Below are 21,117 nucleotides of genomic sequence, written 5' to 3'. Positions count from 1 at the left end.
GGATCTATTTATTTCTGCCGATAAAGAATTTTTGCAGCACTTTCACGTAATCTTCGTCTGTTCGTATATGTAAGAGATCGGAGCCGGCCTGAGTAAATGCCTGCTTGCAGACTTCAGTATGTTTAAAGAATTCTGCCTGATGCTTTTGCCGCACCAGATAATCTCCGGTATCGATGTATTGCTTTTTGCCAGTCTCTGCATCTTCTGCCAGTATCATGCCTGCATCGGGAAGCTCCATCTCCATTTTATCGTAGATCTTGATTCCGATGAGGTCGTGCTTTTTACCGGCCACTTTCAGCGCATCTGTGAAATTGGTATCGATAAAATCGCTGAGCAGAAAGGCGATGCATTGCTGGCGGGTTGAATTGGTGAAACGGCGCAATGCTTCTCCCAGCTGGGTTCCCTTATGTTTGGGCTGCATGGTCAGCAATTCGCGCACCATGTACAACACATGATCTCTGCCTTTTTTCGGCGGGATGAATTTCTCCACTTTGTCGCTGAAGAAAAGCAATCCCACCTTATCGTTATTGCTGATGGCAGAGAAAGCCAGTACAGCGCCGATTTCGGTGATCAGGTCTTTCTTGCGCGCCTGCGAAGTTCCGAAGAGCGAACTGGCGCTTACATCTACCAGCAGCATCACAGACAGCTCACGTTCTTCTTCGAACACTTTGCTGAACGGATGATTGAACCGGGCAGAAACGTTCCAGTCGATAAACCTCGGATCATCCCCCGCATGGTATTCCCGCACTTCTTTGAACAGCATGCCTCTGCCCTTGAATGCACTGTGATATTCACCTGCAAACAAGTGGCGCGTGAGGCGCTTGCTCTTGATCTCAAGCTCTCTTACTTTTTTTATTATTTCAGCGGTTGTAAGCATGAAGAGTTGTTATGGTACCTGAATGGCACGGAGAATATCATCTACTATGTCCACTGCATTTACGTTCTCTGCTTCCGCTTCGTAGGTAAGTCCGATACGATGGCGAAGCACATCTTTTGAAATGCTGCGGATATCTTCGGGAATCACAAAGCCGCGCTTGTTGAGGAAAGCATGCGCTTTGCCGGCGAGTGCCAGATTGATGCTGGCTCTGGGTGATCCGCCATAAGAGATGAGCGGCTTCAGCTTCTCCAGTTTATATCTTTCAGGATAACGCGTTGCGAATACGATATCGAGAATGTATTGCTCTACTTTTTCATCCATATACACCTGCTTCACCAGGCTTCTTGCCTGCATGATCTCATCCATGCTTACCACTTTCGATACTTCCGGTGGTTTCATTCCCATCACATTCTGACGGATGATGATCTGCTCTTCTTCTTTGGTGGGATATTCTACGATCACTTTCATCAGAAAGCGATCCTGCTGCGCCTCGGGCAATGGATAAGTTCCTTCCTGTTCCAGCGGGTTCTGAGTGGCCAGCACAAGAAATGGTTCGTCGAGTTTGTATGTGGTATCGCCGATGGTCACCTGCTTTTCCTGCATGGCTTCGAGCAATGCACTCTGCACCTTGGCAGGAGCGCGGTTGATCTCATCTGCCAGTACAAAATTGGCAAAGATGGGTCCCTTGCGAACCATGAACTCGTGCTTCTGCTGATTGTAGATCATGGTACCGATCACGTCGGCAGGCAGCAGATCGGGTGTGAACTGAATACGGCTGAACTTTCCCTGAACAGCCTGGGCCAATGATTTAATGGTAAGGGTCTTGGCAAGGCCAGGTACGCCTTCGAGCAAAATATGACCATTGCTGAGAAGGCCTATCAGCAATCTGTCGAGCATATGATGTTGCCCTACAATCACACGGGCAGTCTCGTCGCGGAGCCTGTCGATAAATGTGCTGTGGTGCTGGATCTTTTCGTTGAGTTGTTTTATGTCGTCGGCTGTTAATACCATAAACCGGGTTTAGCGTAATTGAATTATATCAAGATATGAAATTACGAACAAAGCCGTTGCAATATGCTTGCCAACTTGCCACACGGATGCCCGAAAAGAGAGAAAAACGGCTTTACACAATAAAAATCCCGGAGTTCTGTTATTGGGAAGTTCAGACCGTTCACCAATAACCCCCAATATGAAAAAGAACCTTCTAAGGTTTGCCCTTATCTCCTGTGTAACACTTTTCGCATTCTCTTCGTGCAAGAAAGACAAAGACGACGACAAGCTTGCTGTAACTTCTGAAAATCTTATCGGGAACTACAAACTCACCGAAGCCAAACTGAAAGTAGACAATGGCGCCGACAACTCCGTTATGTCTGGCATCAAAGACTGCGTTAAGGATGATCAGCTGCAACTGAAAGCTAAAAACGAAATGGCTATTGTTGATCTTGGACAAAAATGCGACCGGGACGAAATCACTACCTGGAAACTTGAATCAAACACCATTACCATTGGAACTAACGCATTTATTTCGGCAGGAAAGTATGAAGTGATTTCTCTTACCAAAACAACCCTGATTGCTGTACAGAATCAAACGGGAGGACCAGTTACTTCCCAATTCACCATCACATTGACGCGTCAGTAATCGAAAATCATTTGACCTTCTTCGGAAGGATTGAAAAAAGCCTGCTGCATTTCAGAAATACAGCAGGCTTTTCTATTGAAACAAATTGTAATCAACTCAGGTACTTGCCTACAATCGGCACTCTTCTTCCAATGCCGAATGCTTTTGAGCTTACGCGAATGATAGGACAGAACTGGTTTCTTTTGTATTCTGCATTGTTCACCAGTTTCAAAATGCGTTTCACAATGGCTTCGTCGATTCCCATTGCGATGATCTCTTTCGGTCCCTGCCTTCTCTCGATGTACTGATACAACACTTTATCGAGAAGCGTATATTCCGGCAGGCTGTCACTGTCTTTCTGCTCTGGCCTCAGTTCTGCCGAAGGCGCTTTGTGAATGATGCTTTCAGGAATGATAACACCATTTCGGTTGATGTATTCCGCCAGCGCATACACCTGCATCTTATACACATCACCGAGCACGCTGAGCCCTCCGGCCATATCGCCATACAGAGTACCATAGCCGGTAGCCAACTCACTCTTATTGGAAGTATTCAGCAGAATGTATCCGAACTTATTGGCAATGGCCATCAGCAGATTGCCGCGCGAACGGCTTTGAATATTTTCTTCTGCCAGTCCGAAAGGAAGATCATTGAACACAGGCTTGAGCGTATCCAGAAACTGATTGTACACATCCTTGATCGGAACGATATCGTATGGATTTCCGAGGTTTTTGCTGAGCTGTTCGGCATCTGTTACCGAGTGATCGGACGAATATTGGGAAGGCATCAGAATTGCCCGCACGTTATCTTTTCCCAATGCCTCACAAGCTAACGCCAATGCCACAGCGCTATCGATACCTCCGGACGATCCGAGGATAGCCTTGGAGAAGCCCATCTTTCTGAAATAATCCCGTATGCCGAGTATCAGTGCCTGATGTATCTCTCCAATATTTTTTTCTGAAGTGAGGTAGTTGATGATCTGATCGGGATCGTCTACCTTCGACACACGCATTTCTTTGTCGAGCGTGGCTGTAGCGCGTTTCAGCGGAGCCGGCGCTTTGGTGGTTACCGTAGACTGCTCCTGTTCCGTATCTACAATGGCGAAGTCTTCTTCAAATACTTTCATGGCTTTTACCACTCTGCCTTGTGCATCCATAACCAGGCTTCCACCATCGAACACCACTTCGGTTTGTGAACCGATGGTGTTGCAGTAGTACATCGGAAGTTTGTACTTCAGCACATTGGCGCGGAGCACTTCGAGCCTGTCGTCGTCGTGATCGTAATCGAATGGCGATGCGGAAATATTGATCATCAGATCCGGCTGCTGAACAATCAGCTTATCCATGGGACTGATGCGGTAAAGCGGATTGTCGCCGAGGTTCCAGATATCTTCACAAATGGTCAGTGCGATTCGTTTGCCTTTGAAGCGGATCACTTCCCAATGATAAGCAGGCTCGAAATATCTGTATTCATCGAACACATCGTAGTTGGGCAAACAGGTTTTCTGTGCAACACCCAGCACTTGTTTTTCGTACAGGAACCATGCTGCATTGAAGAGATCCTTCCCTTCTTTTTCAGGATTGCGCTGCGGACATCCAACAATCACTCCGATTGTATCGGTATGCTCTTTTATGATGTCGATGGCTTTATAACATTCATTGATGAAATCGTTGAACTCTAGCAGGTCTCTCGGAGGATAACCACAAATGCTCAGTTCAGAAAATACTACCAGGTCTGCACCTCTCGATTTGGCGTATTGGATGGCGCCAATGATCTTCCGGGTATTGTCTTCAAAGTTCCCGATATGATAATTTTGTTGGGCGAGAGCTATCTTCATACCTCAAATTTAAGCCCCATTGCGGGATTTTAAATTTTACATTTCCTTTTACAACATATTTTTGCAGCAAACGTTTGTCTGGCATGAAGAAAACCGCTATTGTACTGCTTTTGGCTACGGGCCTCTACGCCTGTAAGGATAAGAAAGCCCCCGATGTTTCCGATATCAAAATAAACCTCAGCGTACAGCGGTACGAACAGGATTTCTTCGCTGCAGACACGAACCGTCTGCCCGTGCTGATGCATGAAATGACCGGAAAGTATGGCGGATTCACCAGCGATTTCGCCAATCATATTCTGGGGATCGGTTCTCAGGATGCCGGCGGCGCTCCCGCTGATCCTATGGCAGCCATGAAAAGGTTCATCAAAGATTATCGCCCCATCAAAGACTCAGCAGATAAATTATTCAAAGACTTTTCTCCTTACGAAAAAGAAATCAGGAAAGGATTGCAGTATGTGCGATACTATTTTCCCGATTACCGGCTGCCTGAAAAGGTGATCACTTTCATCGGGCCGATGGATGCTTCATTCGATGCAGCATTGGGAAAATACGGAGATGTGATTACGCCGGATGGATTGGCCATTGGCCTGCAATTGCACCTCGGCAGCAATTTCTCCATGTATCAGTCGGAACTCGGTCAGCAATTATACCCCTCCTATATCTCACGCAGGTTCGCACCCGAATACATTTCAGTGAACAGCATGAAAAACATCATCGATGATATCTATCCCGAAAAAGGCGGCAGCCTCGATCTGGTATCGCTGATGATCGAAAAAGGGAAAAGACTGCACACTCTCGAAATGTTTCTCCCTTACACGGCAGATTCACTGCTCACGGGCTTTACAGCCAATCAGCTGAAATTCTGCGAAGCCAATGAAGCCGATATCTGGAACTTCTTTCTCACCAATAGCCTGCTCTACAAAACAGAACCGGACCTGATCCGCGAATATGTTTCAGATGCGCCATTCACGCAGGCCATGGGCAAAAACTCACCCGGATTTGTAGGCATGTGGGTAGGCAGACAGATCATCAGAAAATACCTGAGCAAGCACAAAGATCTCACGCTGCAACAATTGCTGCAGACAGATCCCAGAAAAATCTTTGAAGAAAGCAAATACAAACCCGGATAGAGAAAGGCTTACTTGCCGATCTTGTTCTTCATCCAGTTGCGTGCCTGCTGCAATTCTGTAATGTCGGTGAATGCTTCTTTCGGAATGATGAAGAAAGAGCGTGCATCGAAGTAAAGATGGAAGAAATACGGGCTCTCCACGAAACGGCTGAATTGGTTCCAGCTCCAGTCCTTAGACCCTCTTTCGGTTTCGAGCGTTACGATACTCTCATCGAAGTGCATAATGAAATGGTCCTTGAACGTGCTCGATTTTTTGTAGATGCTTGCCGGAAGGATGCGCCAGATCACCAGCATCAGTACAAACCAGAGCAGCGAGAACATCAGAAATGAAATCGGCTGAATAATCTTATAGGCGAAAAGTACCGCGGAAAGGATCGCAAATACATTGATGATGATCAGGAGTACCTTTATTTCGGGTCTCGAAAGGAAATGATACCGTAATGCCTGTATCACCTGCTTCTTATCATAGCCAAATTGAACCGTCATTAGCACACTTTAAGGGCCGTAAAAGTAAGGAGAGGAAACCATACCCAAAAAACAATTTACTTTTGGGCGATATGAATCTCCGGAAAAATAAATGCTTCATTCTGACCGCTTTCGCTGGTCTGATAGCCCTTTTCGCAGCCGGCTGTGGCGAAGAGAACAAGCCGCATACCATCGAACCTGCCTTTTATTACTGGAAATCGCAGGCCGTTTTCAATGGTACAGAAGAAGCAACCCTGAAGAAACTCAGTCAGAAACTCTATGTGAAATTCTTCGATGTGGTTTGGGATCCGCAGCGGAAAGAGGCTGGTCCGGTTGCGAAAGTTCAGTTCGGAACAAAGTCCAGACAGTTCCTATCTGAAAACCAGATCAGGATCATCCCCACGGTTTTCATCACCAACGAAACGCTCCGGTACCTGGATTCCGGTACAACAGTTTTACTGGCTTCCCGGTTAGCTGCCCTGATCGAGAATACCGCAAAAGAGCAATTGCCCGACGCGCCGGTCAGTGAGGTTCAGATTGATTGTGACTGGACTGCACAAACCCGCGACAAATATTTTCTGCTGCTGCAACACATCAAACAATATCCCTGGATTCAGGGAAAGACACTCTCGGCAACCATCAGACTATACCAATGCAAATACATGCACAGAACAGGTGTTCCACCCGTTGACCGCGGATTGCTGATGTGTTACAATATGGGAAATCTGAAAGATCCGGCAACCACCAATTCCATTCTCGATCCGAAAGAACTGGAGTTGTACACATCCTCTCTAAACCGCTACCCGCTTGAGTTAGACGTAGCTTTCCCTCTTTTCAACTGGAAGGTTTTATTCAGGCAGGATAAATACACAGGCCTCATTCAGGACCTCCCCACAGCTGCCCTCGATGTACCGGGATTGACTAACAGGAAAGGCAACACGTATCGCCTGCTCAAAGACACTTTACTATTGGGTTATGAGCTGCACAAAGATGATCTGATAAGACAGGAAGATAGTAACTTTGACGATATTATGAAGTCGGCCCGCATACTCAAACCTAAGATCAGGAATGAAAAGCTGACCGTTTCTTTATACCATTTAGATTCATTAACGCTGAATAATTACACAACCTATGAACTGCAAACTATTCTTAGTAGCCTGCATTAATGCCGCTGCGTTGTGCTTTCCGTACAACATCATCGGATGCGCAGGCGGAGACGACGACCCGTATGATTATTATGTGAGTTTCTTTGCCAAGGACAATACCAATGTTCCCGGCTATCAGCCATTCTACTACACCAACGTGCAGTTTCTGTATCGTGAAGAAGAACCGGTAAAAACATCCGACGTTACTTCTGCTGAGTGGGTAGGCTATGGCAACAACAGCTTCTCTAAAAAAGATGCCAACGATTTTGTGGTGAAGTTTGCGAGAAAGGATCTCTCCAATCTCTACTTCCACCTCGAAAAAAATCAACCGCTCAGCATTCCCGATTCTGTGAAGAACAATGGCATGACCAATTACTTCATGCAGAACAAAGATCTGGAAGCGCTCGGCTACATCATGTATGCCAAACAGGTGGAACCGAATGTAACCGGCGACTGGACTGCATGGGAGCCTATTCAGCGCGACAAAGATAAAATGGCCAAACTGCAGAAGAACGGCAATCAGCTCTATGCAGTAGCCAAAAATGATTTCATAAAACTGCGTCTGGCCTATCAGGTAGCCCGCCTCGCACATTATGCAGGCCGCTATGACGAAGCCATTCAGGCATACGATCAGCAGATCAAACCAAACCCAACAAAAAGCATTCTGCAGGATCTCGGTCTTTCACTCAAAGCCGGCGCTCTGATGCATACCGGCCAGAAGAACGAAGCCGCCTATATCTTCAGTCAGCTTTTCAGCAAAGAACAGGTGAAGCGCATATCCAACTACATGAGCTTCGACTGGTCTGTAAAAAGATTCGACGAAGCCAATCGCAAAGCGGTACTCGCTCTCTGCAAAAACGATCTTGAAAAAGCCAACCTGCTCGGCCTCTTCGCACTCGGCAGTTTCAAACCAGAACTGAATACGCTCAAAACAATTCAGAAGCTGGCACCGTCTGCACCGATGTTTGAAATACTCCTGATCCGTGAAGTGAATAAACTTGAAGACAATTACTTCGCTCCGGGAGGGAAGTCTTCAGAGGAAGTAACGCTCAACTCTACCAACATCAGTGAGAACTCACAGGAAGTTGCGCAGTGGCGCGCGGAAGCCAAAGAGTTCGGAGCATTCTGTCAGGATGCATCCAAACAAAAAGGCGCCAATAAAAATCTGCTTTCAGTAGCTGCAGCACATGCATTTCTGATCAGCGGAGATTTTGCATCAGCCCGCAAGCAACTGGACGATACAAAGAAGCTCAACCTCTCATCAGAATTGCAGGATCAGTGGGGCATGACCAATCTGTTGCTCACCATCAATACACAACCAACCATCGATCAGAAATTCGAAGAGCAGATCTATCCATCATTGCAATGGCTGCAGAAGAAAGCAGAAGCACGCAATGAATATGCACAATTCTATCGCCGTGTATTCAACGACGTACTCGCTCCGCGCTACAAAGCGCTGAAGAATGCAGATCAGGTTAAGTTCCTGCTTTGTCAGGGTACAGCCGAATGGATTCAGCAGAAATATATCCATGAAGGATGGGGATTCTATTCCAACACAGTAGGCACACTCCGCACAGAGTTCTCTTCTGAGCAGGTTCAGCAACTGATCAATCTGATGAGCAGCAGCAAGCTGAATTCATTCGAGAAATTCATCGTGAGCAATAACACTTTCAGCAAAGACGATGTGAATGATGTTGCAGGCACATCACTGCTCCGCGAATTCAAATATGCAGAAGCAGAAAAATGGTTTGCGAAGATCCCGGCATCTTACTACACCAAAGAGCCTTACGCTACTTATCTGCTCGGCAATCCTTTTGCAGATCTGATTGAAGACACGCACGCTCCTACCAAACAGGATACAAAGAAATACACCAAGCTCACGTTCACTCAGCGCATGATGCAACTGGAGAAGGATCTGGCCAAAGCAACTGATCCTGAAAAACAGGCACAGCTGCACTATGAAATCGCCAAGGGGCTCTATGGCATGAGCTACTGGGGCAATAGCTGGATTCTCTCCCAATACGGATGGGGCGGAGGAGAAGGTTTACCATCAGACACCAAAAGTCTCAAACCCGGTGAGAAAGAATACTACGGTGTATTTTCATCGAGAGATCATTATCTCCAGGCATTCAACCTGAGCAAGGATAAGAACTTCAAAGCCCGCAGCCTCTTTATGGTGGCTAAATGTGAGCAGAAGCAAATCCCTGTTCCGCAATGGGGACGGAACATGGAATGGGATACTTACTCCAAACTGCAGAAAGAACATGAGCAGAAGATCATGACGAATAAGGTGAGGTTTACAGCACTGGCAAAAGAGTATAATACCACTCCATTCTTTAAGGAGGCAATCAATACCTGTAGTTATCTGGGCGATTTTGTAAGAAGAATAAAATAAGACTTACGACACATTTCAATAAAAAGCCGCTCCGTTTTTTCGGAGCGGCTTTGTTTTAAGCACGATTATCGTAGCAGTTTGCCGCACTTCGCTTTGCCATTGGCGGCTTCATAAGTAGTAATGTAGCGGCTGCATGAGCCGAATAATATCACCAGCGCCGTGAGCGCCATCAGGGTGAGTTTTTTCATACCGTCCGGAAATTTGGTTGCGTAAAGGTCTAATCAGGCACTTAAAATAATAATCAATTGCGAAAAACCGAAACTCCGCCGGATAAAAAGGTAAAACTACCCATTGACCCGCCTATTTCAAACCGCCTCTTGTTCCTTGTGATCTTATCCATTATCTTCGCACCCTGCTGATAGCCTATAGAATAGCCATTGTTTATTCTCCTATACCATGAAATGCTAATCACAGGCAGCCTCTTAAATCTTGCAATATTCAGCACTCTTCTGAGTTAGCGCATAGAATATCCTTTATGGGTCTTCCTGATGATATTACAAATAATCGAGTTTTATTATTTGAACAATAGCATATGGCACCTGATAACCGGAGTTTTATAGCGCTGAAGAAATACCTCAAAAAGCCCGTCGATGGATTGAAATCCATCCGTGTTGCTATCGTTGCAGATTCAGCATCCCAATTTATTCACCAGGCACTCAAAGGATTCGGCATTTCCGAAGGGATCCACTATGATATTTTCGAAGCCGATTACAATCAGATAGACCTTCAGGTGTTCGATCCGGGTTCCGAGTTGTATGAAAGCAAGCCGGACTATGTGATCATTCTCCGCAGCTCGGAAAAACTGCTGAAGAAATATTATTCACTGTCCGGAGAAGAGAAAAGTCAGTTCGGAGCTAACCAAACAGCCTATGCGAAAAATCTGTACCAGCAGATCAGCAGCCAGCTGAAAGCCCGTGTGATCTTCAATACTTTTCCTGAACTCAACGATGCAGTGTTCGGAAACTTCAGCACCAAAACCCCTTCTTCATTTTTATATCAGCTGCGCAAACTCAATATGGGCCTGATGGATCTGGCGCAGGAAGAAAAAAATCTCTTCCTGGTAGATCTCGCGGCGCTGGTGGCACAACGCGGATACGCACAATTCAGCGATGCCAAAATGTACATCAGTGCAGACATGGTGTTCAGCATCGATATACTTCCCGATCTGGCAGAGCAACTGCATAAAGTGATCCAGGCCATTGCAGGCAGCTTCAAAAAATGCCTGATCCTCGATCTCGACAATACCACCTGGGGAGGCATCATCGGAGATGATGGCCTCGAAGGCATTCAGATCGGAGATCTCGGTCTGGGCAAGGCTTTCACCGATCTGCAACTCTGGGCAAAAGAGCTGAAGAAGCGCGGCATCATCATCGCCGTTTGCAGCAAGAACACGGAGAGCATTGCCAAAGAGCCATTCATCAGTCATCCGGATATGAAGCTGAGACTCGACGACATAGCCGTGTTTGTGGCCAACTGGGAAACCAAGGTGGACAATATCCGGCATATTCAGAGCATCCTCAATATTGGATTCGACTCCATGGTGTTCCTCGACGACAACCCTTTCGAGCGCGAAATGGTGAAACAAAACATCCCCGACATCACCGTTCCCGAACTGCCCGAAGATCCTGCAGAATACATGCCTTACCTGCGTACGCTCAACCTCTTTGAAACAGCCAGTTTCACAGAAGAAGATGAGCAACGCACCAAACAATACCAGGAAGAAGCCAACAGAAATATTCTTCAGAAAAGCTTTGCCAATGAAGAAGAATTTCTCGCCAGCCTTGGCATGGAATGCGAGATAAAACCATTCGACAATTTCACCATACCGCGCATCGCGCAATTATCACAGCGAAGCAATCAATTCAACCTCCGCACTGTAAGATATACGGAGGATGATATCAGGCGCATTGCACAATCACCCGATCATTTCACGTTATCTTTTTCGCTGAAAGATATCTACGGAGATTACGGCCTGATTGCCTTCATCATTCTTGAAAAGAAAAGTGCGGACACGCTGTTCATCGACAGCTGGATCATGAGCTGCCGTGTACTCAAAAGAGGCATGGAGCTGCTTACACTTAAAAGCATCATCGATCTTGCAAAAGAACAGGGCTTCAGTGAGGTAACGGGAGAATATCTTCCTACTAAAAAGAATGAACTGGTGCGCGAGCATTATCCCAAACTGGGGTTCACCACCACCGAAGCCAACAACTACACCATCAGTGTAGCTGACTACCCTTACGATAAAAACATTTACATCAAAAGAAAATAATCAACAATGGAACAGCAACAGATTTTGGAGCAGCTGAATGAAATATTTATCGACGTGCTTGACAACAGCGATATCAAACTCACCGAGGCAACAACTGCCAATGATATCGAAGAGTGGGACAGCCTTTATCATATTCAGCTGGTGGTGGCAATCGAGAAGCATTACAAAGTGAAGTTCACAGCTTCGGAGATTCAGAGCTGGAAGAATGTAGGAGATATGGCCAATGCTGTGAAGAGCAAACTCGGTGCATAGTTTCTGTAAACCCTTATAAACCGGATGAATGTTATTCAATTCGATTGAGTTCCTGATATTTTTCATTTTCGTCACTACCCTGTATTTCGGTCTGCCGCATAAGTTCAGGTGGCTGCTGTTGCTGATTGCATCCTGCGGCTTTTATATGTTCTTTAAACCAGAGTACATCCTGATCCTGGGCTTCACCATTGTGATAGATTATTATGCAGGGATCTGGATCGAATCTGCCAAAACCCCGGCTGCCAGAAAACGGTTTCTGGTAATGAGCCTCATTGCCAATATTGGCGTGCTGGCAATATTCAAGTACTACAATTTCATCAACGACAATATCACAGGTTTGTGCAATCTCTTTGGATACACCAATCAGATACCTTACCTGCATATCATTCTCCCAATCGGTCTGAGCTTTCACACATTCCAGGCTATGAGCTACACCATCGAAGTGTATCGTGGCAATCAGAAAGCAGAAAGGCATTTCGGAATTTATTCGCTGTATGTGATGTTCTATCCACAGCTGGTGGCAGGGCCAATCGAAAGGCCGCAGAACATGCTTCATCAGTTCCATGAAAAATTCACCTGGGATTATGATCGTGTGATGAGTGGCCTGCGTCTGATGGCATGGGGACTATTCAAGAAGATCGTAATTGCAGACAGGTTGTCCATTGTGGTAGATGCCATGTACAGTGGCACTTACGGATACAACACAGTGTGGGTATTCATCGGAACTTTCTTCTTCGCATACCAGATCTATTGTGATTTCTCGGGGTACTCCGACATTGCGCTGGGATCTGCAAGGGTAATGGGTTTCACGCTGATGAAGAATTTCAATTTTCCTTTTCAGGCGAAGACCATTACCGATTACTGGAGAAGATGGCATATTTCGCTGAGCACCTGGTTCAGTGATTATCTCTATACGCCGATTGTGATCAATCGGCGCGATTGGGGCAAATGGGCTGTGGTATTCGGACTGGTTTTCACTTTCTTCATCAGCGGACTCTGGCATGGTGCGGGCTGGCCCTTCATCATCTGGGGTGTGCTGCACGGCATCGCCATGAGCTACGAGTTCATGACCAAGAAATGGAGAAAGAAAACATTCTCGAAACTGCCTGTCTGGCTCAACAACACATTGAGTCAGCTGATCGTATTTCTCTTTCTGCAGTTTGTCTGGATCTTCTTCAGAGCAGATTCGTTCCATACAGCATTCAATGTGATCAAAGGGCTTTTCAATTACGAGAACTTTCCCGATCAGTTTCCGGCATTCACCGCAGCGCTTCGTTATTCACTGCTGGTAGGCGCATTGATGCTGGCGCATTTTCTGGTGTTTGAAAAATTCTGGAGAAACGAAAAGTGGAGCAAAAAACTGGATAGCTCGGTAGGCCTTCGCTATGCCGTATTCGGATATATGTTCCTGCTGTTTGTTTTCTTCGGATCGTTCAAGAATGCACAGAGCTTTATTTACTTTCAATTCTAAGCCACCGGTATGAGACCTAAATATGTAATCACAGGATTAGTTACGCTTGCGCTGATAGCGTTCGTACTGCATTATTGGCTGGAGAGCAGGTACAAAAGCACCATGCAGTACAAAACACAATGGATATTGCAGAAAGAAAAGCAGCAATACGATTATGTGGTGCTCGGAGCATCACACGCGTATGTTGGTTTTGATGTGGCGATGGCCGATAGCATACTGCACGAGAAAGGCATCAATATTTCACTCGATGGCAGCCTCATCGGCACACAGAGTGTACTGGCAGATCTTTTCTTCAACCGCAATCAGAACAAAACAAAACGGTTCTTTTTCTGCATCGATAATCCCAGTGCCATCAACACAAATGAACTCGCAGATATCGCTGATGGCCGCATGATGCCTTATCTCAACTATGATGAAGTTTTCAGCTTTTACAAACCATACGGCATCAAGTGGTATTTCGACCGGTATATGCCGCTGTGGAAATATGCAGAGTACAATTATTACTGGGGACCGCATGTCTTTTCCAACACCTGGGGCAATTTCATGAAGCCTGATTTCGATACGGCTTCCGGCTCACGATACGACTACGGCAATCGTTACGACAATACCGATACCATGACGGTGAGCCTCGATTTCCAGCTCGATAAGTCCGAAACTGAATACAAGTATTTCAGAAAGATCCTGGAAGTATGCAAAAAGAATCAGATCACACCTGTGTTGTTCACATTGCCATTGGGAAGAGCTGATACATCAGCGCAGGCAAAACAACATCTGGCTGATTTCAATGCGTATTGCAAAAAACAGGGAATGGAGTTTTATTATCTCGGAGATTACCTGAACTATCAGTTCGAGTATTTCGGAACCAAGGGGCACCTGAATAAGAAAGGAGCAGAGCTCGCAACAAAAAAATTCATTGAAGAATATCTGACTAAGCAGTCGGCAAAGTAAAGTTTAGATATACGATTAAAGGCCCGGAGTTCCGGGCCTTTTTTATTTTATCAGCGGCCGAAGAGCCGGCTCCAGAAACTCTTTTTTTCTGTTGGAACAAAGGCCCATAGTAACTCATCATTATTACGAATTACATTGTCTAAATCAAAGCCTCTGATACCCCAATAAAATCCAGATCCGTTTGATTCTTTTCGCAAGTCGGCAATTTTGCAACCTTCCGGAAGGATTAGTGAAAACTGCTTCAGTGCGGGATCATTGGAATTTCGCGCAACCTCCAGATCGATGAGACCTGCATCAGGTTGCTCCCAGGCGTTAAACCTTTCCTCTTCATAAATCCGGTGAAATACAGAATGCTCATGTTTTTCGCCATACTCCTGTAGCTGTTGCAGAAACTCGGTGAGATTATCAGCTTGCTTCACCATTACTGCCGGGTCGTGGCAGGCAAAAAACACTTCTCCCCAATCTCCATTTTGTTTGATGTCTATTATCCAGAAGTTACCTAACCCATCTCCGGTAAGCTGCACCTGTGCAGGGAAAATATTTTCTAAACCAAACCACCCGATTGTGTTAAAGGAAAAAGGTTCAAAGAAATCAAATTTAAAACCGGAAGCATATTTCATCAATTCCATGATGTCGTCCGGAATGCGCATTTCAGGAAAAATTTGCGCCAGGTCCTCAATTTCATCTTCAGTAAATCCTGGTTCAACTTTCACACGATGGGACTCTCCATCTTCGTTCTGGTATTCTTTTCCGGCGAAGATCTTAAATTGATCAAGTGGGGTCATAAGGAGTATTTACAAATTGAGATTATAATGCACGCTTCTTCCTCCTCCTTCTGAAACAATCGCGCCCATTTCTGTCAGCTCCTGCAAATCGCGGGTGGCAGTGGCTTTGGAGGCGCGTGTGATGCTCATGTATTTCTTTGCCGTCATTCCCCCATCGAAACCTTCGGGAAGTGCATCGAGCATTTTGTTGATGGCTTTCAGCTGACGCTCGTTCAGCTGCTCTTTATGCTTGTCGAAGAATTTCGTTTTCTGCAAAGTGAGCTCCACCATTTGTTTTGCTTCGCGCTGCGATTGCAATACTGTTTGTGTGAAATAGATAAGCCAGTGAGTGATCTCGTTTGTTTTCTGTGCAGCGGAGAGCGCTGCATAATAATCGCTTTTATTTTTTTCGATGGTGGCTGAAAGGCTCAGTATCACAGGCCTTCCGATGGTTTGCGATAATGCCTTTTCCGCAATGGCCCTTCCGATACGGCCATTGCCATCTTCAAACGGATGTATGCTCTCGAAATATAAATGCGCAATGGCAGAACGAACGGGAGCTTTTTTGATTTCTTTTGCGCCACCCGGAGCAGTGTCGTTGAACCACTGAATGAATCGTTTCATTTCTTCGGGAACACGTGCAGATGGCGGAGCTTCGAAATGAATGGTTTCTCTTCCGATGGTTCCCGAGATCACCTGCATGGGCGCTTCATCTTTTCTCCATGCACCCGTATTGATATTCCGGCTTTGCTTCAGCAGTGCCCTATGCCACTCGAATAATTTTTCTTCAGTTAGTGGTTCTGCAAAGCTGTTGCGCACATCCACTACAAGCTCGGCTGCTCCCTGCGCTTTTTTGTCTTTTACATTTTCGGGAGTGGAATTAAGTCCCAATCTGTTTCTGATGGAAGACACTACATCCTGTCTGCTGAAAAACTCTCCTTCAATGGCAGAAGTTTTGATGGCCTCAGCAATCAGCAATCCGGTGATGGTTTCCTGTGCTGCGGAATCGGGCAGGGCACGAAGCATGCCACTCACATCGCCTGTTTCCTGTGCAAACTGAAGGAGCACATCATCAACAGCAGCCAGATTGTAGCTGAATTCCGGCCAGGTAGATTGTTGCCAATTGTAGGTCATGAGCCGATTAGGATTATTATTCGGCTCAAATTTAATTAAATTATGAGCCAAATAGAAGATTATTCAGCTCAACTATCAGAAAAACATGAGCCGAATAGGAGGATTAATCGGCTCAACACAGCTAAGTGACTGATTTTCAATATTAAAAATAACCCCGCCAGTACTACCAGCGGGGTTCTATTTCAGATCAAATCAAACACATTTTTAGCTGCAGCCCATGCTATTGCCACAGTTCAGGCATTTGTAGCAGGTGCCGCTTCGGATGGTGATATGTCCGCAGGTATTGCAGGCGGGTGCATCGCTTTGCATGCTTTTCGCGGCTGCATTCAATGCATCGAGCCCTCCGGTTTCTGCTTTCACTGTTGCACGATTGGTCTTACTCGCTTCGGCATCCGGCGCTTTATGACCGGATTTTGCAGCCACTACACGCACATCACTCAATTCGGGTGTTTTTTTATCGTACTCAAGCGAAGTGGGGATTTCGTCCCAATCGTCCGAGCCGGTATTCATTACTTCGGGTCTGTCGAGCACATGCACCAGGTCTGAACGCTTGAGGTATTCGTATGCGAGTGCACGGAAAATGAAGTCTACAATGGAAGTGGTGCTCTTGATATTCGGGTGATCTACCATGCCCGCCGGTTCGAAGCGCGTGAACACGAACTTATCTACAAACTCTTCGAGTGGCACGCCGTATTGCAGACCGATGGACACTGCAATTGCGAAGCAGTTCAGCATGCTGCGCATGGTTGCTCCTTCTTTGGCCATATCGATGAAGATCTCACCCACTGTCCCGTCGTTGTATTCGCCGGTTCGGAGGAAGATGGTTTGTCCGTTTATCTTGGCCTTCTGCGTATAACCTCTTCGTTTCGCAGGCAATGTTCTGTGCTCTACGATCCGTGCCAGCTGTCTTTTCAGTTTGGTATCGGGAGATGCCTGTACACGTTTCTGTACTTCATCCAGCAGTTCCTGAATAGTGAGTTTGCCGAGATCGACAATCAGTGTTTCGGGCTGCTGTTCTGCAGCGGGTTGTTCCGCTGTTGCTGTGGCATCATCCTCAGTTTTCTTTTTCTTATCGCTCTTATTGCTGAGTGGCTGACTGAGTTTGCTTCCGTCGCGATAAAGTGCGCAGGCTTTGAGACCCAGTTGCCAGCTCATGAGGTAAGCATCGGCGATCTCTTCGATCTTCGCTTCGTTCGGAAGGTTGATGGTCTTCGAGATAGCGCCGCTGAGGAAAGGTTGTGCGCTTGCCATCATGCGGATATGTCCGTGTGCATGGATGTAGCGCTCACCTTTGTTGCCGCATTTGTTGGCACAATCGAATACGGGGAGATGTTCTGCTTTCAGATGTGGTGCACCTTCAACAGTCATGGTACCGCAAACGTAATCGTTGGCAGCTTCGATCTCTTCGTCGGTGAAGCCGAGCGCTTCGAGCAGGCTCCATTCGAAGTTGAAATATTGTTCGGGTTTAAATCCGAGACGCTGGAGACATTCTTCGCCGAGCGTGTATACGTTGAATACGAATCCGATTTCGAAAGCGGATGTAACGGCAGTATCGAGTTTTTTGATCTCTTCGGCGATGAATCCCTTTTCGCTCAACGTTTGGTGATTGATATGCGGAGCGCCAGCGAAGCTGCCGGCCCCTACTGCATATTTCACAATGGCATCGATCTCTTTCGATTTGTATCCGAGATTTTTCAATGCAGCAGGAACGGACTGATTGATGATTTTGAAGTAACCGCCACCGCTCAATTTTTTGAATTTCACCAGTGCGAAATCCGGTTCAACACCAGTGGTATCGCAATCCATCACCAGACCGATGGTTCCGGTGGGAGCGATCACGGTTGTTTGCGCATTGCGGTATCCGTATTGCTCGCCGAGTTGAACTGCTTCGTCCCAGGCCTTGGTAGCGGCTTTGAGCAGATAATCAGGACAATACTTGGCTTTGATGCCAACAGGTTTTACACTCAGTCCTTCATACTCATCTGCATCGTAAGCAGCGAGGCGGTGATTGCGCATCACGCGCATCATATCTTCAGCATTTTCCTGATAACGTGCGAAGGGTCCGAGAATGCCGGCCAGTTCAGCAGATGTTTTGTAGGAGATGCCGGTCATGATAGCAGTGATAGCGCCGGCGATGCCGCGTGCTTCTTCACTGTCGTATGCGATGCCCATTACCATCAGCATGGAGCCGAGGTTGGCATAACCCAAACCGAGAGTACGATAATCGTAGCTCAGCTGAGCCACTTCTTTGGAAGGGAACTGCGCCATCAGCACGGAGATCTCCAGCACGGTAGTCCAGAGGCGGCAGGTATATTCAAAACCTTCCACATCGAAGGTGTTTGTTTTCTCGTCGTAGAATTTGCGGAGGTTGGCAGATGCCAGGTTGCAGGCTGTATTGTCGAGGAACATATACTCGCTGCAAGGGTTGGATGCATTGATGCGGCCACCTTTGGGAGATGTATGCCACTCATTGATAGTGGTATCGTACTGTGTACCGGGATCGGCGCAACGCCATGCGGCGTAAGCGATCTGATTCCAGACTTCACGGGCAGGCAGGCGTTTCATTACGCGGCCGTCTGTGCGAGCTTTGAGTTCCCAGTCTTCGTCGTTCTCCAGTTTGGTGAAGAACTCGTTGGGAATGCGAACGGAGTTGTTGGAGTTTTGTCCGCTTACGGTGCGGTATGCTTCGCCTTCATAATCGCTGGGGTAACCGGCGGCGATGAGGGCTCCTACTTTTTTCTCTTCTTCCATTTTCCAGTTGATGAAATCGAGCACTTCGGGGTGATCGAGATCGAGGCAGACCATTTTCGCTGCGCGGCGGGTAGTGCCTCCGGACTTGATGGCACCTGCTGCGCGGTCGCCGATTTTGAGGAAGCTCATGAGGCCGCTGGAAGTACCGCCACCACTGAGTTTTTCTCCTTCTCCGCGGATATGGGAGAAATTGGTTCCTACGCCGCTGCCGTATTTGAAGATGCGGGCTTCGCGCATCCACAGGTCCATGATACCGCCTTCGTTCACCAGATCATCATCTACGGAGAGGATAAAGCAGGCATGAGGCTGTGGGCGTTCATAAGCGGAAGTTGATTTCTTCAGCTTTCCGTCCTGCGCATCTACAAAGTAGTGGCCCTGTGGTTTGCCTTTGATGCCATAGCTCTCGTAGAGGCCGGTATTGAACCACTGGGGTGAGTTGGGTGTGCAGCTTTGGTTGAGGATGCAATACACCAGCTCTTCATAAAATATCTGTGCGTCTTTTTCAGAAGCGAAGTATCCATTGCGTTCGCCCCATACTCTCCAGCAGTTGGCCATACGATGGGCAACCTGTTTAATGGATGTTTCGCGGCCTGTGGAACCGTCGGCCTGTGGAACACCTGCTTTGCGGAAATACTTCTGGGCGAGAATATCTGTTGCAATCTGCGACCACTGTTTTGGTACCTCTACATTGTTCATTTCAAACACCACTTCTCCGCTTGGATTACGGATTATGGAGGTACGGTAATCATACTCAAACAGTTCGAACACGCTCTTGTCTTCGGCGGTGAAGCGGCGACTGAACTGCAGACCTCTGGCAGATTGCTTTTTAGTCATAAGGTTAGAAATTAGATCAATAAATTAAATAGTGAAGGAGGAAAACGAAAATATCTTTTGAATGTGAAATTTCAAGATTGGAAATATGCACAGCATGTGGATAAGGAGCTATGGGAATTCCCTGTTGCTTACTGGCAGTAGGTTTGTGGATTTTTGCACATTCCCTGACAATTCTCCGACAAACTTTTTTTGTTTTTCATCATAATTTTTTATATTATCTATTTCGCACTAATTCAACGCCCATGCCGGTTGTAAGGGAACCAACTGCCTGAAGCAAATTGAATTACAAGCTCATCAGAATTTTGTTCGCGCGATGCGGAAACAAATTTTCGGGCATCGTTTTTACTTCAAATCTGATACCAGAAAAATACACTAACGTATATCAACAATCGAAAATTAAAATCATTTTAATCGTAAGCGGCCGGATGAAAATACATTTCCTTTTTTGAAGAAACACCTGCATAACAATTTCATCACAACGGCCTTCGACGGGGGTATGAAAATCCGTCTGAAAAATATGCCCGGCAGTGTTGTATCTCCGATCAACTTTATGTACGCAGGATGGAAGCCTGGAACAACTGTCAGCTTCTGTGCAACATATTTTAAGGACAGGATTTCCATACCCCCTCTCAGGCATCAGGGCCCGCTGCATGTGCAGGTTTTTCTGAGTGTAGTCATAATAAAGATTCTCAACCCAAAGCACACCCGCAAACCCAAATACTTCTTTGTGCTTCCACCACTTTATGGAACAGCAGCCATACCTCACCAATATTACCTTATCATATATGCGCTGTACCGGGCAATCAATAGTTGAAGCGCTCATCCCTTTGCCTGCCTCCATCCCCGAATCCGGTCAATTTCAACCACGTCATTCTACCGCTACCTCGTGCACCCTCCCCTCATCCCCACCTCACCCGTAACGGGCGGGAAACTTCAGCTGCACATCCGGCGGTTACCGGCGGTGGTTTGGGATCAGCCTTTCAGGGCCTTCGAACAGGTTGCGCAAAAGCCCGGCCAGCGTACAAAAAGCCCTATCCTACATCCCTTTGCCGATCCCTCATTCTACTCTGCCCGGCCTGTTTGGCGTCCCTGAAAGGCTGATCCCAAACCACCGCCCGGCAAACAAACCAACCCATATTCACCTGTCCATCAGCGCTAGTCTCTTCCCTCCCGTTACCCCACCTATTTTCCACATTCTGAAATACATAAGGCCATCCAAAAAACT

16 protein-coding genes are annotated in these 21,117 nt (G+C 46.7%); 8 read left to right on the top strand and 8 right to left on the bottom strand.

Features of this window, described 5'->3' with window-relative positions; all coding sequences use genetic code 11:
• Window positions 1-4: 4 nt before the first annotated feature.
• Window positions 5-877 carry a DUF58 domain-containing protein gene (locus HHL16_RS06250; protein WP_169424271.1) on the bottom strand — a complete coding sequence of 291 codons (873 nt, stop codon included), beginning with the start codon at window positions 875-877 and terminating at the stop codon, window positions 5-7.
• A 9-nt stretch (window positions 878-886) separates the two neighbouring features.
• Window positions 887-1,888, bottom strand: coding sequence for a MoxR family ATPase (locus tag HHL16_RS06245; protein ID WP_169424270.1), 1,002 nt, complete (start codon window positions 1,886-1,888; stop codon window positions 887-889).
• Window positions 1,889-2,066: 178 nt separating this feature from the next.
• Between HHL16_RS06245 and HHL16_RS06240 the strand changes: the two genes are divergently transcribed.
• Complete coding sequence (locus HHL16_RS06240) at window positions 2,067-2,516, top strand: lipocalin family protein (RefSeq protein ID WP_169424269.1); 450 nt, start codon at window positions 2,067-2,069, stop codon at window positions 2,514-2,516.
• A 91-nt stretch (window positions 2,517-2,607) separates the two neighbouring features.
• Here the strand turns inward: HHL16_RS06240 and HHL16_RS06235 are convergent, their stop codons facing one another.
• Window positions 2,608-4,332, bottom strand: a complete 1,725-nt coding sequence (locus HHL16_RS06235; RefSeq protein ID WP_169424268.1) for an NAD+ synthase — start codon at window positions 4,330-4,332, stop codon at window positions 2,608-2,610.
• 83 nt (window positions 4,333-4,415) lie between these two features.
• Between HHL16_RS06235 and HHL16_RS06230 the strand changes: the two genes are divergently transcribed.
• Window positions 4,416-5,462 carry a hypothetical protein gene (locus HHL16_RS06230; protein WP_169424267.1) on the top strand — a complete coding sequence of 349 codons (1,047 nt, stop codon included), beginning with the start codon at window positions 4,416-4,418 and terminating at the stop codon, window positions 5,460-5,462.
• 8 nt (window positions 5,463-5,470) lie between these two features.
• Here HHL16_RS06230 and HHL16_RS06225 read toward each other — a convergent pair whose 3' ends face one another.
• Window positions 5,471-5,947 carry a YcxB family protein gene (locus HHL16_RS06225; protein ID WP_169424266.1) on the bottom strand — a complete coding sequence of 159 codons (477 nt, stop codon included), beginning with the start codon at window positions 5,945-5,947 and terminating at the stop codon, window positions 5,471-5,473.
• Between the two features lie 71 nt (window positions 5,948-6,018).
• Between HHL16_RS06225 and HHL16_RS06220 the strand changes: the two genes are divergently transcribed.
• Together HHL16_RS06220 and HHL16_RS06215 are read left to right on the top strand one after the other, a co-directional pair.
• Window positions 6,019-7,092: a hypothetical protein gene (locus tag HHL16_RS06220; RefSeq protein WP_169424265.1), complete on the top strand. Its 1,074-nt coding sequence runs from the start codon at window positions 6,019-6,021 to the stop codon at window positions 7,090-7,092.
• Window positions 7,058-9,466 (top strand): hypothetical protein, encoded by a 2,409-nt coding sequence (locus HHL16_RS06215; protein WP_169424264.1) that lies wholly within the window; start codon window positions 7,058-7,060, stop codon window positions 9,464-9,466. The genes HHL16_RS06220 and HHL16_RS06215 overlap by 35 nt, the downstream gene beginning before the upstream one ends.
• Before the next feature lie 65 nt (window positions 9,467-9,531).
• On the opposite strand, the gene HHL16_RS25195 is transcribed toward HHL16_RS06215, so the two are convergent.
• Window positions 9,532-9,654 carry a hypothetical protein gene (locus HHL16_RS25195; protein WP_277349343.1) on the bottom strand — a complete coding sequence of 41 codons (123 nt, stop codon included), beginning with the start codon at window positions 9,652-9,654 and terminating at the stop codon, window positions 9,532-9,534.
• A gap of 344 nt (window positions 9,655-9,998) precedes the next feature.
• On the opposite strand from HHL16_RS25195, the gene HHL16_RS06210 reads away from it, so the two are divergent.
• Genes HHL16_RS06210 through HHL16_RS06195 form a run of 4 tightly spaced genes read left to right on the top strand, consistent with a single transcriptional unit; the run spans window position 9,999 to window position 14,409 of the window.
• Entirely contained in the window at window positions 9,999-11,738 is a 1,740-nt protein-coding gene (locus HHL16_RS06210; RefSeq protein ID WP_169424263.1) for an HAD-IIIC family phosphatase, read from the top strand.
• Between the two features lie 6 nt (window positions 11,739-11,744).
• Complete coding sequence (locus tag HHL16_RS06205; RefSeq protein ID WP_169424262.1) at window positions 11,745-11,990, top strand: acyl carrier protein; 246 nt, start codon at window positions 11,745-11,747, stop codon at window positions 11,988-11,990.
• Between the two features lie 28 nt (window positions 11,991-12,018).
• Window positions 12,019-13,461: an MBOAT family protein gene (locus HHL16_RS06200; protein WP_169424261.1), complete on the top strand. Its 1,443-nt coding sequence runs from the start codon at window positions 12,019-12,021 to the stop codon at window positions 13,459-13,461.
• 9 nt (window positions 13,462-13,470) lie between these two features.
• Window positions 13,471-14,409 (top strand): hypothetical protein, encoded by a 939-nt coding sequence (locus tag HHL16_RS06195; RefSeq protein ID WP_169424260.1) that lies wholly within the window; start codon window positions 13,471-13,473, stop codon window positions 14,407-14,409.
• A 50-nt stretch (window positions 14,410-14,459) separates the two neighbouring features.
• Here the strand turns inward: HHL16_RS06195 and HHL16_RS06190 are convergent, their stop codons facing one another.
• The 3 genes from HHL16_RS06190 to HHL16_RS06180 all read right to left on the bottom strand — a co-directional run bounded on the left by HHL16_RS06190 (window position 14,460) and on the right by HHL16_RS06180 (window position 19,892).
• Complete coding sequence (locus HHL16_RS06190) at window positions 14,460-15,194, bottom strand: SMI1/KNR4 family protein (RefSeq protein ID WP_169424259.1); 735 nt, start codon at window positions 15,192-15,194, stop codon at window positions 14,460-14,462.
• A gap of 9 nt (window positions 15,195-15,203) precedes the next feature.
• Entirely contained in the window at window positions 15,204-16,307 is a 1,104-nt protein-coding gene (locus tag HHL16_RS06185; protein ID WP_169424258.1) for a Fic family protein, read from the bottom strand.
• Between the two features lie 204 nt (window positions 16,308-16,511).
• Window positions 16,512-19,892 (bottom strand): vitamin B12-dependent ribonucleotide reductase, encoded by a 3,381-nt coding sequence (locus tag HHL16_RS06180; RefSeq protein WP_169424257.1) that lies wholly within the window; start codon window positions 19,890-19,892, stop codon window positions 16,512-16,514.
• Between the last annotated feature and the right edge of the window lie 1,225 nt (window positions 19,893-21,117).

Origin of the sequence: Pseudoflavitalea sp. G-6-1-2 (assembly GCF_012927185.1) — a bacterium.
Lineage (GTDB): Bacteria > Bacteroidota > Bacteroidia > Chitinophagales > Chitinophagaceae > Pseudobacter.
The sequence above is the reverse complement of the archived record's forward strand: the minus strand, read 5'-3'. Positions and strand labels throughout refer to the sequence as shown.

Bases quoted from the DNA above. Each gene is read 5' to 3' on its own strand.
- HHL16_RS06245 (WP_169424270.1), bottom strand. From the start codon at position 1,888: ATGGTATTAACAGCCGACGACATAAAACAACTCAACGAAAAGATCCAG.
- HHL16_RS06180 (WP_169424257.1), bottom strand. From the start codon at position 19,892: ATGACTAAAAAGCAATCTGCCAGAGGTCTGCAGTTCAGTCGCCGCTTC.
- HHL16_RS06240 (WP_169424269.1), top strand. From the start codon at position 2,067: ATGAAAAAGAACCTTCTAAGGTTTGCCCTTATCTCCTGTGTAACACTT.
- HHL16_RS06220 (WP_169424265.1), top strand. From the start codon at position 6,019: ATGAATCTCCGGAAAAATAAATGCTTCATTCTGACCGCTTTCGCTGGT.
- HHL16_RS06205 (WP_169424262.1), top strand. From the start codon at position 11,745: ATGGAACAGCAACAGATTTTGGAGCAGCTGAATGAAATATTTATCGAC.
- HHL16_RS25195 (WP_277349343.1), bottom strand. From the start codon at position 9,654: ATGAAAAAACTCACCCTGATGGCGCTCACGGCGCTGGTGATATTATTC.
- HHL16_RS06215 (WP_169424264.1), top strand. From the start codon at position 7,058: ATGAACTGCAAACTATTCTTAGTAGCCTGCATTAATGCCGCTGCGTTG.
- HHL16_RS06235 (WP_169424268.1), bottom strand. From the start codon at position 4,332: ATGAAGATAGCTCTCGCCCAACAAAATTATCATATCGGGAACTTTGAA.
- HHL16_RS06250 (WP_169424271.1), bottom strand. From the start codon at position 877: ATGCTTACAACCGCTGAAATAATAAAAAAAGTAAGAGAGCTTGAGATC.
- HHL16_RS06200 (WP_169424261.1), top strand. From the start codon at position 12,019: ATGTTATTCAATTCGATTGAGTTCCTGATATTTTTCATTTTCGTCACT.
- HHL16_RS06185 (WP_169424258.1), bottom strand. From the start codon at position 16,307: ATGACCTACAATTGGCAACAATCTACCTGGCCGGAATTCAGCTACAAT.
- HHL16_RS06210 (WP_169424263.1), top strand. From the start codon at position 9,999: ATGGCACCTGATAACCGGAGTTTTATAGCGCTGAAGAAATACCTCAAA.
- HHL16_RS06195 (WP_169424260.1), top strand. From the start codon at position 13,471: ATGAGACCTAAATATGTAATCACAGGATTAGTTACGCTTGCGCTGATA.
- HHL16_RS06230 (WP_169424267.1), top strand. From the start codon at position 4,416: ATGAAGAAAACCGCTATTGTACTGCTTTTGGCTACGGGCCTCTACGCC.
- HHL16_RS06225 (WP_169424266.1), bottom strand. From the start codon at position 5,947: ATGACGGTTCAATTTGGCTATGATAAGAAGCAGGTGATACAGGCATTA.
- HHL16_RS06190 (WP_169424259.1), bottom strand. From the start codon at position 15,194: ATGACCCCACTTGATCAATTTAAGATCTTCGCCGGAAAAGAATACCAG.